This is a genomic window from Rania fehmarnensis, assembly GCF_056494185.1.
The window spans coordinates 615,985-631,358 of record NZ_CM151398.1; the positions used below are offsets into that span (position 1 = coordinate 615,985).

The window sequence follows — 15,374 nt, forward strand, 5'->3', positions numbered from 1 at the left end:
CGTTTGTGAAGCCTGCAGGGGAACTCGGTGGAGGTTCCTCCCTTGGAAAATTATACCTTGCCCTCCATTTTGCAATTGTGAAACAGTCGCAATTTCTCGTACGCTCGCCAAGCGTTTAGGGCTTGAGAGCTTCGGGGCGAAATTGTTTCAGGTCGGGTAACGTGGTCTGTACGCCGCTTGACGGGACCTCCTGATGGGCGGTCCATACAATGCCATTGAGTATGAAACGTCTGAGGTCTTCATTCTTCCAGCTGCTGTAAAAGTGCGGCATCACCACGGCAAATCCGCGCCCACTATCGCTGCGCTGAACGCACCAAGACACTGCTTCGGATTTGGGAGCTTCAGGAGGCAACATAGAAGTTGCCAAGACAGTGACGTTTGCCGCAGGCTGGTTGCTTTGGCTGCCGAAGTAGTTGTTGGTGTACGGTTCATCGTTCAAAGTGAATTCACTACAGCCTCGCCATATGGCATGCTGAGCAGCCGCAGGCTTGATGGTTGCCGAAGGAAAAATCTTGGCAAACGACTCGTGATGGCGGCAGGAGCTATTGGCAAAGTAGCCTCCCATCCAACGCAGCAGTGGATGATCACCATCGGCCTGGACATCTTCTCCTAACAAACCCGTCGCATAGTGCACGCAGACAATGCCACAGCCACGGTCCATCATGACTTGGAGGTCGGCTAAGTTTTGCGCAGCATTGGGCAAGCGGTTGGCGGGAAACGTATCACCGATGAACACAACCGAAATTGCCGAGTCACGCAGTTTGGCATCGGGCCATTCATAAACGACCTCAACCTTCAGATCGGACTTATGTTCCATATGCTCCAGGCAATACTCGATCAGCCTTCCAACAGCCGCAACTTCATGTGTGCCAGGTGGATGGTTGGAAGGTCCGACCACAATTAAGATGCACTCGTTCTCGCTGGCGTACAGGCTGCAACTGAGACTAGGCCACGCAATTATCAACAGCATGACAACGACCCATCGATTCATGACTGTGTCTCCTCGGGGTTATTCAACGAAGTCTGGACCAGGCAGCATTATTCTACTGCGGGGTGACTGATTAAGGGATAATAGACCGGCACATAGATCATGCGCTGCTTTTGCGGTGTACTGACCATGGCGGAATCGCCAGGTGCGGTCACTGCGACACCACAGGTCAAAATTGTCGAGTGGTCAGTTGTCGCGGTCTTGCTCTGCTTCAGCCCAGACTTCGACGATGCCATCGACAGCAACACTCACATGGATGATGCTTGCACGGCAGCATACCGGGCAATCTTCGATGTATGTTTGCGATTGGCCTTCGGTTAAATCCAGCGGGATCACAATCTCCTCCCCGCAGCCATCGCAGATATAGCTGCCTTCGGCCAGCGAGCCGGCGGAGTTGCCTGGTTTGAGCGCGTGGCTGGGCGAACGGGCCTGATCCAACTGCGGAAGTTGCTGGCCTGAGCTCAAGAGCTCGCAGACCCAGAGCATGACGGCTAGCGCTGAGTCATCGGCCAGTCGATGGTCGCTGCCTACTTCGATCAAACTTTCCGCTGGCAAACCGCTCTCGGCAACCAGTTGCTCCGAGTCTTCAAAGGGAATAACTTCGTCGAAGCGGCTATGCAATATGACCGAGTTGGCTTTGAGCGTTCGTGCCTCGCCCCACCTTTTCCACGCTGGGCAGAGAAGCACCAGCGGAGTTTCACGGCTATGCAGGTTCAGGGCCACAGCGCCGCCACGAGAACTGCCCACGATGACATCGGGTAAGTGGCGATCATACTCTGTTTGAGCCGTTTGCAAGGCCAAGGCGAAATCATCGTCGTCCAGGGCCGGGTTGAAGACTTTATGGCCTGCCTGTGCGAGATAAGTTGGTTTCACACCACCAATGACACTGCGCCAGCCATGCAGAAAAAGTACTTTCATGTTGCGGGTTCAGCAGTAAGACATCAGCGGCAATAAGCGCCTGGACACTTCCAATTCGGGGTTGGGGCACTTATCGTAACACAACGAATCGCCATCCAGATCGCTCCTGACAAATTCGCAATGTTTGCGATGAATCTTTTCGCACTTTGGACTTATTGCCAATGCAATTTTTGTCAAAAACAGCTATCTGCAGCCTTTGTATTGTTAGAGGCTGCTTGGTGACGGTCTTTTTGAACGTCGGAGTACAGCGAGGTGGTGAACGCAAACGGACGTTAACTGAAAGGACGAAAACATGACTACCCGGCTTGATGAATTATTAGAGGTAGCTGCCCGCGCTTGGTTGATGAAAGAAGATTGGCAAACGTGTATTGGATCCTGGCGTGGGTCGGTAAGTTTGAGCGATTTTGCCCATCAGTTTCCCACGGCAGATTCTCAAGCAGTCGCGGGCAGACAGCCGGAATGCATTGTATTGGTTGAGTATGCGCGTTGGGCACTTTCTCCGGCCGGTGATGCTGCGGCGCTTGGACACCTGGAAAAAGTTTGCCAGAACATCTTGGGTGAAGCGGCCGAATCGCAGATTGACGACGTTGTGCATGCCCTCACACGAACGACCCTGGCTGCGCTGCATTGGCGAAAGAGTGACAAAGGTTGGCAAGCTCTCGCTTGTAGGCACTTAGCCCAAGCCGGTTATCACTACCAACACGCCTGGAAAGTTCAGTTACAAAGCTACATACATGATTCCGCTCCGCCCTCGAGCGCAAGCATCGAAAATGTGGCAATTACCGACGAAGCGTTGCGGTTCTTGGATTTTGCTTGGCACTACGGTGCATTCGCACAAACTGCCATAACTTCCGCCACTTGGATGACGCTGCATCAATTGTTATCGCATATTTTCGAATCAGACCCGCAACCGGTAGTTAGCTGGAATGAACTCAAAGCATTGACGATCAGAGGCAATGCTCTTGGCGAAATCCTCAAGTTTCGAATCGAGAAGATTGTCGAACCCTTTGAACCCGAGTTTCCCGTCTATCTCGATCCATTGAGTTTTGGGATCACCGAGGTCGACCGTTCGATGCAGCAGAGCATTTGGTTGGCGGCTCGCTGTGCCAGGCAGACTGAGCGCATCGAGGCCAGACAAACGCTCCGACTGAAACTCGCCTGTTCGCCCTTGGTGGCCAAGGTAAGCGGTGCATCGGCCAGTGGTTTGTTAGCCGCTGGCATGATCGCTACCGCTATTGGGCGACGACTCGATCCACAGAAATCAACGACGTGTCGCATTGGGGTCACGGCCGCCGCGTTGCAAGCACAGCCAGATCTTATGACGAATGAACTTGCACCACTAACCATAGACGACCTCAGGCTGATCCCGATTCGCGGAACGGTCAATAAGCTGGCAGAAGCCTGGCAGGTTCAACATGGGCTCAATGAGTTCTTTCTTCACCCAGAGAATCATGATCAATGGTTAGATGCTCACGGCGAGAGCGAGACGCCACGCGTAACGCCGGTGAGCAGTTTCGGCGAACTAATCGTTGCACTTTGGGGCGATTCCTCTTTTGATGTCAAAGTAGAAAGGCACGCCAACCGCGTACATCAGAGGTGGAAAAACGCTTGCCAACCAAATGCTCAGGGCGAGGCGATCGCATGGCTTGATCACTGCTTCAATTGTTACGTTTCTCCTAGTCTGCGGATTGAGGGACAACCTCGTGTCGAAACCGGTGGAGCCCCGGAAATGGTAGAGGTTCCAGGTAAAGAAGACGAGCGTCTGTTAAAAGTCCTGGCCTTGTCGCTTCAAAAGCAAAAGTGGAATGGCGCTCCCAATAGTCTGCGACCGGGCAGCAAAATTCTGTTCTACGATGTGGCTGGCGCAGGTAAGACGGTCTGCAGTCATCGAATCAGCTATTTGTTGACAGATCCCAATCATTGGGAGCGACTGTTCGGCTGTAAGTCACCACCTCTGGTTATTCGACTTGAAGGAAGTTGGCCGAGGGAATATGTAAATTCGGGCCGCCTGCTCTCGGTTCGTGAAGTGCTTGAACGTGTCTTCAAGCAGGAGGCAGGTCGAAACGAGATCGAAGCGCAGCCCGGGGCCAATCAAATAGTGGCTCATGTACTTCGCCATCAAAGGGCCGTGCTGATCTTGGATGGTTTTGACCAGTTGCGTCGTGATGAACGCCAGCACATCCTGGACTTATTCGAAGCCGATACAGATGCGGACCGTTGCTACTGGGTGATTACTAGCCGTGTCCATGCGATCGATGAATACCGCGATGGGAAACCACAATTTTCCAGCGACCAGTGGATGAGGGTCAGAATCAACACCTTCGATCGAGCACAACAAGACCAGTATTTTCGAATCGCTGACACCAATGGAAAAGCCATCGGACCTCGCTGGACCGAGACGCTGGCCGATCGTGATTCGATGAGCGAGTTGCTTGGGTTGCCGATGGTGTTGTGGATGATACGTGTTTTAATTGATGATGCCGACGAACGTGGGGCTCCACTGCCAGTATTCTCTTCGCTCAGCCAGCTCTACTTGGTAACTTCGCGCAAGTTGCTTGATCGCGCAATCGTCAAGAACAGTAGCAAAATCGAAATTCGAACGATGGGCCGGCAGGTTGATCCCACGGTAGTCCAAACAGCTGGAGGGCTCGAATTGGTGGAGCATGTGTTAACGCTGTTTGCGTTTGAAATGATGCTCCTGGAAGAATACAGCGGAAGGATAGAAGGAACGGAGGCTGTCGAAAATTTCGAGAGATTGTGCCTGGAGCGATATTTGTTTGAATTGGAGCATCGCTATCAAAAGGCCAGTCCATTTCAGCGTGAAGTAATGAGAGCTGACATCCTGCAAGCGCAGATCCGTTGGAACACTGCCATTGAATTGCTGAAAACCATTGAGTTGAGTAATCGCAGTGTAACGGAAGCCTACCAAGATGCTCGTTTGGTGTTTCGCAGTCGAAAGATGCTCGAATGCCACGCAGCTCGATACCTGACTCGCTACGCCACCCAGTGGGATATCATTGCCGACGGAGATCGTAGACCAGGGCCGGTTGTCGATAGGTTTGTCAAGCAAGATCTCTCCAAGCTATGCGCTTGGGATTATACGTCGCATCCAGAATGGCAGGAGACCTGGAAACTGGCCATCGAAATGCCTCAGCTTCCCCTTGAGGTCTCAAAGGATCCGAACGGAGTCATCAAACATGCGGTTATGGATCACGCGATAGCCTGTCGCTCCTTGAGCGTACTGTTTCGGCAACCGAAAGCGATCGAAGGTCGGGACGTCCGGCCAACGGAACTGACATACCGTTGTTGGCATCTGTTCGAGTTCGATGATGAGCTTTTGTGCGAGCGATTATTCCCCTGGGAAGGTAAGTTTGTCAAAGGCAGTGAATTAAACGGTGAAGACAGGCGGAGGCTCGGCGAGAAACTGCTGCTGGGCAACGCTCAGGAAATAGAGAGTCACTCGGAGGTTGTTGCCAGTCGTAAGCTGGCACTGGAGGTCTTCCGAGAGAAAAGCGGTGAACTGGTGCGTAGCTTTCAAATAAAAAAGTTCGCAGCCAAGGAAAATTCTAGTTCGCAGTTGCTCTCTGATTGGCAGAGCGAGAGCTGGCAAAGCAAGTCGTCCACTATGGTTGAGTGTCCACTGGACTCGTCAGCCATCTTGATGAGCGCGACGCCCGTTACCAGATCGCAATACCAAGTCTTCGATATAGCATTTGAAAACAGCAGATTGCAAGTTAGTGATGGCACTCACCATTGCATCCAAGCGATCCTGGTTGGTTGCGGGCGTCGCTTTGATGATCAACCGCCAAATGACGCGTTTCCGATTGTATGTGTAACTTTTTATGATGCCTGGGCTTTTTGCAAATGGCTTGGGAAAGACTATTTCCTGCCTACTCGAACGCAATGGGAGTTTGCTTGTCGAGCTGGAACGCATACAGACTTTCATCAGGGCGAGGTGTTGCTTCACACTGAGGCCAATTACGGAAATCATGTTGGCGGGACGTCTCCGGTGGGAAGCTACGCGCCCAATGCCTATGGGTTGTTCGATATGCATGGCAACGTCGTTGAGTGGGCCTTTTCCCCGGGAGCTCGCAGAAAGGATCGAGCGGCCGGCTGCGGTGGCGGATGGAAAGACGGCGCCTCCAATTGCAAGTCGATTTGCTCCAGGCCCGAGATGGTTCGCGAGAAACGCGAAGCCTGGCTGGGGTTTAGGTTTGGTTGCCGCCCGCCAGGATAGTGGCTGTGGTAGATTGTTGCTGGAGGATCTACCACAAAGTGACAAAATGTTGTGAATCGCAAGGTTTTTTTGTGGTTTATGCTGTGGTAGGTGTCGAAACTATCGTTGACGAGCCAGGTGAGGGCTACTAATATCACGCCTGGAGAAATAATTGCGTGACGAAGGCCAGTACGATGGGTAAACTAACAAACCAGCGCGAGCCCGAAGGCAGTTTCGGGGCTGCGTTTATCATCGAGTTCAGTTTGCCCGATCTGTGCAAGCTGCCAGGTCATTCTGTCTGTGCCTTAAATGATTCCACCGAAATACAGTCGTCTCATTATCGTCGGTGGCTCTTGTGCTCAGCGGTGGGTAGCCATGGAAAATGAGCGGCCCACTCCAACGAACAGATGCTTCCCTGAACATCTGTCATGGAACGCGATTGAAAATGCTTATCAATGTTTTGAATTCAACGGTGATGAGCTCGTAGTCTTGGCGATTCCCCGATCTGAATACATTAACTCCGATAGGATGTTGACGAGCCTGTTTGAGGCTCTTGAATCTCTGGCGAGCAAAGTGGCGTTAGACGGGAATCCAGACCTGACTTTAATGATATTAGAAGATGAATATTTCAACTGATGACTCGATTGGAAGTGAGCCCGCCTCACCAGAGGAGCAAATCTCGCTGCGTTTGCCAACTCGTATTCGAACGACGATCGTAGACTACAGGAAACAACGAAAGTTTGACTGGGCGAAAGTCTGGAAGCATGCATTTTCTCTGTATCTCTTTGTACTGCGTGCCAAGCAGAATAAGCTTGAGCTTCGTTTTAAGCGAAGTCCTGAAGCCCGCGGCGCGCCTTGGCACATATCGCCACTAGCTAACTTCCCTAAAGTGGATGAAGCATTCAAATACGGGCTTAGAAAATCACTGCCGGCTGGAGCGCTATCGGAGGCCAATGGCATTCTGGAGAGTATGCTTCGTAGAGATATAGAGGAGAGGCATATCCTGCAATCGGCTCTTGATATGCTGCAGCAGTTTATAGATTTGCAGAACTCCGAACTGGGCATATACGCAGGCGAAGTGCGGTTCGAACTTGAGGCTCCCGTCAAGTCAATCGGTGGCCTCCCGCGTCCAGTGATCAAACCTGGCAGTTTCAAAGTGGACAACACGCCAGAGACGCTTCGGGTCTTTAATGGAGCAGGCTGGTCCGAGACCGACGTAGAAGATGAGGAAACTGTCGGAGCGTCATGAAAGAAAAAGAACCCACCCTATCTGGCGTAGACGAACGGCAATGGATTGCGGAGCTTGGTGGTCCACGCGCTGCTGTGATGTGGTTTGCAGACTTTGCCTGCTACATGGGCTGGCAAGAGCTCAGGTTCGCATGCCTATCATTGATGCGGAAATCGAAGTACGAGCTCAAGAAGAGCCGCTTGCAAGTTGCGAAAGGCAAATCCAAATCTAATGTCGAGGATCATGCGCGAATCGACAGAGAATTCGAAAAGCAATGCACGGCGATCGAATCCGTATTTCCATCTCTAAGTGGCTTGAGTCAACACTCGGACGAGCAACTGGCAAAGTTGTTCGAGTCGCTGAAAGCTGCTAGCGAAGATACGTTTGTTGGCTTTATCGATTTTGCCCGTGCTTCTGGTACGCTGAGAAAAGGGCTGAACGCGGATGTACTGCGAGAGTCGCTCGTGCTATTCCTTGAAAAGATCAGCATCAAAAACTCTCAAGAGAAGCGTTTGGTCTCCAGTTCTGGCCAATTAAATACTCGCATGCTCATGCAAGCGGCGAGTGCTAAAGACCATGATATTTGGCTGAATATTGCACCGACGATGAGCCGGGATGAAATCCGATACTGCATTGCCTGGAGTATTCGAAGGCGTTGTGGTGCAGAACTCGATTCAGATACGGCCCGCATCATTCAGCAATCGTGTGACAAGATTGCTGATAGCAGGCAAGACCACAAAGCCGCGACCGTTGTGTTGAGCCTGTCTGGTGTTTCGCGCTGTCCATTTGACGCTGGGCCAGGTCTGGATTCGATTAAGAGATCAGGTATTTTCTTGTCTTATCTCTTGTTGCTAGGGGACTGTGAATATACCGGTCATGCTTTTAATTTCCTCTCCAACTCTTTGAATGTCGACGCAGAGTATGTTCTGTCGTTATTGTTTGGATTCCCTCTGGTCGGCAAAGGGATCAACGAGCTTTTTGGTGGCGGAGGAATCTTTTTCTATGATCAAACTCATGTAGATTCAGCCTATCGCGAATCAGAATCTCATAGTATGCCGGGCCGAATCGTATTAGTGCGCGGCGGATACGGGACAGGCAAAACCAGTCTGGGACTAACCATGGCCGCCTCCGTCGCCAGGCTCGGTGGGCTGGCGGTGTATTTTGCGATGGAGTTTGACGAGCAGCAGGCATATTTCAACCTAGAGAGGCTGGGGCTCAGTACATCGGGATTGGGGTTCAAGATATTCACCGATCCTAAAAAGGTGACCAATCATTTCATTCGCCGAAGGAAATTGAGCGCAGAAGATTATCTCACCGCGATGGACGGGGCCATTCTGTTGGTGGCAGTGGCTCCGGACGTGAAGAATCCGATTCACGGCCGTACACTTTTTGAGATGATTCAAACAGTGGCCAGTTCAAGGTTGCCAGTTTTTCCACGCGTGATCGTGGTTGATTCTCTCAATGCAATTAGCAATCGCATTCTGGAAGATATAGAGAAAGGCGAGGGCACCAGTTCGCCTGGGCAAGGCAATTCTTCGCAGGCTGGCGAAGACTTGCTCACTAGCGGTGACAAAGTTTCCAGGCGGAACAAACCAGAACTCGACGACCCGGCGTTACGCCGCCTGGTTTTGAACGAGTTACGAAAATCGACGAACCTGGGAACAAACATCGTACTGCTTTCCGAGGAAGATGATAAAACTTGGACCAGCTTCGGCGAAGACATCTCCGACACGGTCATTCGCTTGTCTGGACCCAACGACAACCGACCATCTGCCGATTTTGATCGCTTAGGTATGACCACGCGAACTATGGTCGTGACCAAGTCGCGCTATCAGAAAGAACATCCGGGTTTTCATCCCTTCGAGATCACCTCTGGTCGAGGGTTTCAAGTTAGCCTATCGACTGAAGCCAATGCGGCCATTCTCTCCCGGCGGGAAGGTGGGCAGGTGTATCCAGCCAAGTTCGGCATTCCCAAACTCGACGAGATCCTCGAAGGCGATAACCAGTCTCCCAATTGCGGTGGTGTAGTCTTCTTGGAAGGCGAACTGGGAACTTACAAAACCCAATTCGGTCTCGAGTTTTTAAAGTCGCAAGACGATCCCATCGTGGATAAGGACAAAGGTGAGTATGGAGTTGGGCTGATTATCAGCATGCGTTATACCCAAGAAGAAATCAGCAAGAAGTTAACGGAAAGGGTATTTGCAGATCAACCTACCAAAGAGTTCAACGTGCATGGTGGCAGGTGTGTGGAAAGCTGTCATATTCCTTCCGGTAAGGTCTATCCCGACGAGATCTTTAAGAACATTCGAAAGAAACTGGAAGAATCTCGAACAAAGACACAACATGTGCATCGAGTCTTGCTGGACAATCCAGGCGAGTGGGAAGACCTCTGCCCGTTGCTGGCGGGGGATCCACTATGGGCTGTCACGCTAGTCAAACTCCTAAAGTCCTTTGGGGTTCGAATTCTCGTCACCAATAGACAGATTGCACCCAAGGATTCACGATTTATTCGCGCAATCCTGGAACAGGTGGACACATCAATCTCTTTAGGCAGACGGGTCCTGGCGGGCGAACGTGTCAACACCATTCAGATCAATCGCTCGCCCAACATGAACCATCGGACAGCTGTTTATAGGATGGATCGGAAACCACTGTCATTCGAGACCATCGACCCGCTTATGTACGATGCCGACGGCAACATTCGGCCCATGGAGGTCCGCATTGTTCGTCGCCGTCAAACGCGTTTGAGCGACAAATATTGGAACGCCTTGGAAACGATCATTCACTCCGTAATACCGGCTAAGGTCTATTTTCAGGAGAATGGTTCGTTCGGTCACCGCTTTCCCTATGAACTGTCGAACAGTTTGAAGTTGAACTCGTTGACCATTGTGGAGATCGACGAGTTTGAATTGGAAGACGCGGTTCACTATTTGGCGGATCTTCCCAGCCCCGATGGCAGGCGGCAGTATGCCCACCGCTTTTGCTCACGGCTGGCAGAGATTAGCGACACGGCTGGCGTAGAAAATGGAACCTATCGGGCGGTCCCATTCTTCGATAACTCAAGCTGTTTACTGATAGACAAGTCGCACGGACTCCAGTCGTTATTGGATAGTGACGTTACTTGGGATGGAATTCTGCGTGCATCCGCAGAGTACTACAAAGGTCAACCTTCTGTCGAGTCTAGAGATGCTGCGCCATTCTTCTCATTCCCCATGGGCGAGGCGGAGAACTGGAACTGCTTGTTCTTGGAAATCCTGGCAGCCACTTCGCCGGATTTCGTGCTCAGCAGATTGGAACCAGGTGCCATACGCGAGAAAGTACCGTTTCAATCACTGGCCTCGGAAGGTTGTACCAACCCGAAGATCTCAGAGGCTTTCGTTAATTCTTCCATCATCTATCATCGGCTGCTCCATCGCGAATACTCGCGTCAGTTGTCAATCGGTTCAGGGCTCGCAGGTGCCAAGTATGACGTCTCACATACAAACGCAGTGGTGTCCCGGCACTGGTTTACAACGCTCAGGCAAACCATAGAAGAGGTTCGATCACTTTCTGACGATGATCGCAATTCCGGTCAGCTTCACGGGATTCAGGACTTGGTTATCCGACGGCTTCCTCAACATGTTTCCGTTTCCGGAGAATGGTATTTGGGGATACTCGCCAAGTCGATTGGAATTGAAGCTGGCAGCAAATTAGTTCAGTACATCGCGGGAAAGAACGCTGACGGCGATCGATTCAGGCTTGGCGTGGGGTTGCCAGTAATCGAGCTTAGTGAGTTAAGTTCGTCTCGCATTGGTCCAATCACGGGGTGTTTCGATACCGACTTTTTCCTTAACGGGGCAGGGCCCGAGATTCGAACCATTTGCCGCTCGCGAATCGCAGATTATAGAAACTTAAGTGGCATGTTAAGCTTCGCTCTCAAGCAGTTGGTTCGCTTGCCACAGCCCAATAAGGCGGCCATCGAAGATATTTGGCAACGGTTTTTAGGCACTGTAAAACCATAACCTACCGAATCGACTACGCGCGTCGCTGAGTTTCATTTGAATTGGCGAGCATAATTAGTTGGGTCAGTGACGCGCAGATGTCGAGCAAGTCACGATCGGCGATGGTGACCAGATGCGAGTCGATTGACGTAGCATGGGCATCCGGTCGCAATCTTCGTCGCTTTAGCTCGAGCATGACTTCGTTTCGCAAGATTTTGGTCTGCTCCCTCAGCTCTTCGGCTTGCAGGGGCGAGACTATCGGCGATTCGAGTTGTCCCCGGTACACTGCTAGCAGAGTTGATCGGGGCAGGCGACGACCGAGCCGGCGCAGTTCGTATCGGTACGCATAAGATGCGAAAAACTTGGTGATATTGTCCGGGCTTATTCCGCAGGAAAGCAAGTGGAGTGCCAGCCAGGTTCGGGGCGAGAGGTTTGCTTGCGAGATCGCTTGAACGGCTTCGTCGCAAAGCTCGCGATTGTCCGCCAAGCTGAACTCCGCTAACTGCTCGTCGTAGCTTTGGTATTTATAAGACCTTTCGAGTCGTTTGAGAGCCAAGTGTCTGGCAGCTGTGGTGGCGAAGTTGACAGCGCCACCGATGTGCTTCCAGACAAAGCTTCCTTCGTTCAACTTGGAAACTAACAAGGCGAAGGCACCATTGATATCGTCTTCCAAGTCCTGCGAGCATGCCGTTGGAAAATGCTGGCGGTGCTTAGCAGCTACGATGTCGCGAATACTCGCAAGCTCGGACCAAGTATGATCGCCGCCAGTCATGATGCCCTCCAATGCAAACTATGCCGCACATAGGTTGCAGTAAAAACAGAAGAGTTGGTTGAAGTCCGGACTAAGTACCTTCGGCCAATCGATATCCCCAGTCAGTTTCTTCGGCTGTTGAGAATGCTTGTTCAAACAAGCGGCCAGGGGGGTAAGGTGCATGATGTGGAACCAATGTCTTCAACGGCTTGTCCGGTGTTTCGATCTCGAGCGTAAGATCCCAACCGTAACGCGCCTCCCAGGCTTCAATCGATGCGGCTAGCCAGCGTATGGTGTTGGTATGAGGAACGCAGAGCTTGAGTTCAGCCATGAACACTGGGGCGCCTTGGAACGGCGCCGGGTAGGTAGATGCGGCCATCGATGCAACCGTGACATGTTTGCGTGCCAATAACTCGGTTAACTGTCGTAAAATGCCAGGACTGTCCTGTGCAAACAGGGACAAGAGACAATCGATCGCGGATGCCGAACTGTCTGTAGTAGTGATCGGCGCATCGACCGGTAGCAACTGCGGATGATAGGCACTGAGACTGGAATTAACTGAATTGCAAATGATCGACATCGATTCTGGCGTGGCCGAGAACCAGGTGCTCGTCACGTAATAGCCACCCAGCTTGGTGCACGTTTGAATTTCGACGTTGGCATGTTTTTCAGCCAGATAGTCCGTCACTTTGTTTACATAGCCGATTTGATCCAGGCCAACTGTGGTCAGAATACCGTACGAGGTCGATGCAGACATGGTCGCGCTCCTTTGAAAAGTGATCAGTCACACGCGAGCGAATTTGCTCGCCGTTAGATAATCCCCAAAGTTTCAATCGAATCGAAACTTTTGCCAAAATTTTGTCGTCAGTTCATCTTTGACTCAAAGGTCGAGGAGGTTGCACAGAGGTCGCCCAACAGCAAATCCCGCGGCTCCCGGTCAATCGATTTCAGACAACTTTATGAAGGCATCGTTGACGCAAGATTTGCGCGAGAGGTCGCGAAAATATGCAAAATAAGATTAGCGCTGGGGTTGGACATGTCCCCGCGCGGTTAGGCACTGCAAAACAATAAACTACCGGACTCCCAGTTCTCAAGACTCAAATGATGTTGACATCAAAGACAGTTCAGTTGAATTCAATCTGCGAACAACGATGTCGAAATGCAGTTTGCGGAAAAAGCGAAGCTGCAGTGGATCGCTTGACGCAACTGTAGCCACAGTATGATGTTCGGCTTAGTTGGATCATCGGCATCGAACCCATGAACGCTAACAAGTTTCAATGTAGGACAAGTTACCCCGTTACGATAAGTCCGGTAGTTTATTGTTTTGCAGTGCCTTAATATGCCATCACTTGCCCGGCTTGCTGTAAACGATATAATTTCAGAAGCTGTCCAATCTAATCTCAGGCAACTAGCATCAGCCTGGTTGCTCCCACCTCCGCCTGCCTGCCTGCCAGAGTTCTTGTGTTTCACTTGTCGTTCCTAAAGGAATAGGCACGTCAGCAAAGGATTTGTGATGCCTCCAACATTAGCTCCGCCTTTCGGCGCTGATTCTATTGCATCGGAGTCGGAATGGGATTCTTCCCGTCACTTCGACATGACCGATCGAGCCCTACCGCTCTCGACCGCTGATCGGGATGAAGCGATTGCTTACTTGTCCGCGCAGTATTCAGGAATCCACTCGATAGGCTTCTTGTTGCGTGCCGATGACGACATGCTGAAGGTATGGGCGTCGGACCTGCCGCTCGTCGACAAGCTTAATAGGTCCTTCGACTCAAAGTTTCGTCAGTACTATCGGATGATCGAACTCTGGGATCGATATGGCAATCACTGCTATCCGTTTGACAAGCTCCATATTTGGGCTGAAGTCGGTGTGGTTCTGGTACGAGCGCCGCAGGAAGACTTGCTGCGTTTCTTGAGTCTTGACCAACTAACTGCCGCTTGTTCACCCGTTACTGGCATCGTCATTGATCAACCTTGTTACGTTCCGGAAAGAGGCCAGGAAGAATTTGTGACAGCGGCGGTCTATGACCCCAGCGAGAACTTTGACAGAGTCTTGGCTCACGTCCGCCAGCTTGGACAGGGGCGTTATGCCTATTTGGAATCGCTAGGTGTTCCAGGACTCGACAGATTGGCGGCGGAATATGTGGGGCGTGGTAAGTCCATCTTCTCCATCGATTCTGGTTGCGACGAAAAACACCCAGCCTTGAATCAATCGGTTCAGGAATATGTTCATTTAGACTACGAGGGCTTCGTCAAGCACAACCTCTATTGCCAGGATCGAGGTTGCCATGGAACGAAAGTGCTGGGGAGTATTCTCGCCCGACCAGTTGGGCAAAAGAGCTTGGGACTGCCAACCAGCGGGGAAGTGCAAATTGGCATTGCGCCACAATCCCAGGCCATTGTCATCAACGCGTTGTCGGGCGGTCCCATGCGCGAAGGTGGTACCAAGCTGCAGGTTGTTGGAGGCTTGGACGAGGTTATCAGCCGTGGCAGACGTTCGCTGAGTCATCACGGGCTTGTAGGCCCAGATATTTGTAACATCAGCATCGCATTGCCAATCAAGTTATGCGCTGGCAGCGTTAAAGCGATCGATTGGATTCTTCGCGAGATAAAGGCGATTGGAATCGTGCCCGTCATGTCGGCTGGAAATCGGGGGGCGCATACCAATCGATTGGGCACAGAGGGATTGTACGTCGGCGCGTGCGACAGTAAGGGGAACTGTTGGTCAGGATCGTTGGATCTCTACGATGTTTTAGCACCGGGCGTTGATTTGCTGGTCGTCCAACCCTGGTTGCCTGAACTCGGCAAGCACTCTATTGGCATGCACTCGGGTACCTCGTTGGCGACAGGCGTTCTTTCTGGTTTGCTTGCCAGTTTGAGCGAGAAGACCAACTGCTCTGCTATAGAAGTAGCCACTGCGCTAAAACAAGTTGCGCGAAGTAACAGTTGGCGCCTGGATATCGAAGAGACCGAGCGAGCGCTGCGCTCTTGATTCCGACGCTCATCACCAACCCGTTACGCTGTGATCTTCGTCGAGTTCAAAAGAACCGATCGTCTGCTGTTGCAAGAATCGATCCAGCATGTCTAACGAGGTGTCGGGCAATTTCAGCTGCGCAGCCCCGGCATTGGGCAGAACTCGTCCGATGATCACTCCCCGAACATTGCGCCGGATAGCATCTACAGCATCGAGTAGCATCGATGGCGTCTCATCGACCATTTCATGTGACGTTGCCAACAAGCGTGGGGAGAAAAACACGATCACTGTACGAATAGCAGTCATACTTCCTCAGGCC

General features: G+C 51.7%; 9 protein-coding genes. 4 read left to right on the forward strand and 5 right to left on the reverse strand.

Annotated elements, in window-relative coordinates; all coding sequences use genetic code 11:
* Nucleotides 1–115 precede the first annotated feature (115 nt).
* Complete coding sequence (locus SH573x_RS02160) at nt 116–991, reverse strand: ThuA domain-containing protein (protein ID WP_479352647.1); 876 nt, start codon at nt 989–991, stop codon at nt 116–118.
* A 183-nt stretch (nt 992–1,174) separates the two neighbouring features.
* Nucleotides 1,175–1,906, reverse strand: a complete 732-nt coding sequence (locus SH573x_RS02165) for a zinc ribbon domain-containing protein (protein ID WP_479352648.1) — start codon at nt 1,904–1,906, stop codon at nt 1,175–1,177.
* A 292-nt stretch (nt 1,907–2,198) separates the two neighbouring features.
* Between SH573x_RS02165 and SH573x_RS02170 the strand changes: the two genes are divergently transcribed.
* The 3 genes from SH573x_RS02170 to SH573x_RS02180 all read left to right on the forward strand — a co-directional run bounded on the left by SH573x_RS02170 (nt 2,199) and on the right by SH573x_RS02180 (nt 11,351).
* On the forward strand, nt 2,199–6,143 hold the full coding sequence (locus SH573x_RS02170; RefSeq protein ID WP_479352649.1) for an SUMF1/EgtB/PvdO family nonheme iron enzyme: 3,945 nt from the start codon (nt 2,199–2,201) through the stop codon (nt 6,141–6,143).
* Nucleotides 6,144–6,741: 598 nt separating this feature from the next.
* Nucleotides 6,742–7,371 carry a hypothetical protein gene (locus tag SH573x_RS02175; RefSeq protein WP_479352650.1) on the forward strand — a complete coding sequence of 210 codons (630 nt, stop codon included), beginning with the start codon at nt 6,742–6,744 and terminating at the stop codon, nt 7,369–7,371.
* Nucleotides 7,368–11,351 carry an RAD55 family ATPase gene (locus SH573x_RS02180; RefSeq protein WP_479352651.1) on the forward strand — a complete coding sequence of 1,328 codons (3,984 nt, stop codon included), beginning with the start codon at nt 7,368–7,370 and terminating at the stop codon, nt 11,349–11,351. Before SH573x_RS02175 ends, SH573x_RS02180 begins: the two co-directional genes overlap by 4 nt.
* A 13-nt stretch (nt 11,352–11,364) precedes the next feature.
* On the opposite strand, the gene SH573x_RS02185 is transcribed toward SH573x_RS02180, so the two are convergent.
* Both SH573x_RS02185 and SH573x_RS02190 read right to left on the reverse strand, forming a co-directional pair.
* On the reverse strand, nt 11,365–12,102 hold the full coding sequence (locus SH573x_RS02185) for a hypothetical protein (RefSeq protein ID WP_479352652.1): 738 nt from the start codon (nt 12,100–12,102) through the stop codon (nt 11,365–11,367).
* A 70-nt stretch (nt 12,103–12,172) separates the two neighbouring features.
* Complete coding sequence (locus tag SH573x_RS02190) at nt 12,173–12,838, reverse strand: ACT domain-containing protein (protein ID WP_479352653.1); 666 nt, start codon at nt 12,836–12,838, stop codon at nt 12,173–12,175.
* A 756-nt stretch (nt 12,839–13,594) separates the two neighbouring features.
* Between SH573x_RS02190 and SH573x_RS02195 the strand changes: the two genes are divergently transcribed.
* Nucleotides 13,595–15,073, forward strand: a complete 1,479-nt coding sequence (locus SH573x_RS02195; protein WP_479352654.1) for a S8 family peptidase — start codon at nt 13,595–13,597, stop codon at nt 15,071–15,073.
* Nucleotides 15,074–15,085: 12 nt separating this feature from the next.
* Here SH573x_RS02195 and SH573x_RS02200 read toward each other — a convergent pair whose 3' ends face one another.
* On the reverse strand, nt 15,086–15,361 hold the full coding sequence (locus tag SH573x_RS02200; protein ID WP_479352655.1) for a hypothetical protein: 276 nt from the start codon (nt 15,359–15,361) through the stop codon (nt 15,086–15,088).
* Between the last annotated feature and the right edge of the window lie 13 nt (nt 15,362–15,374).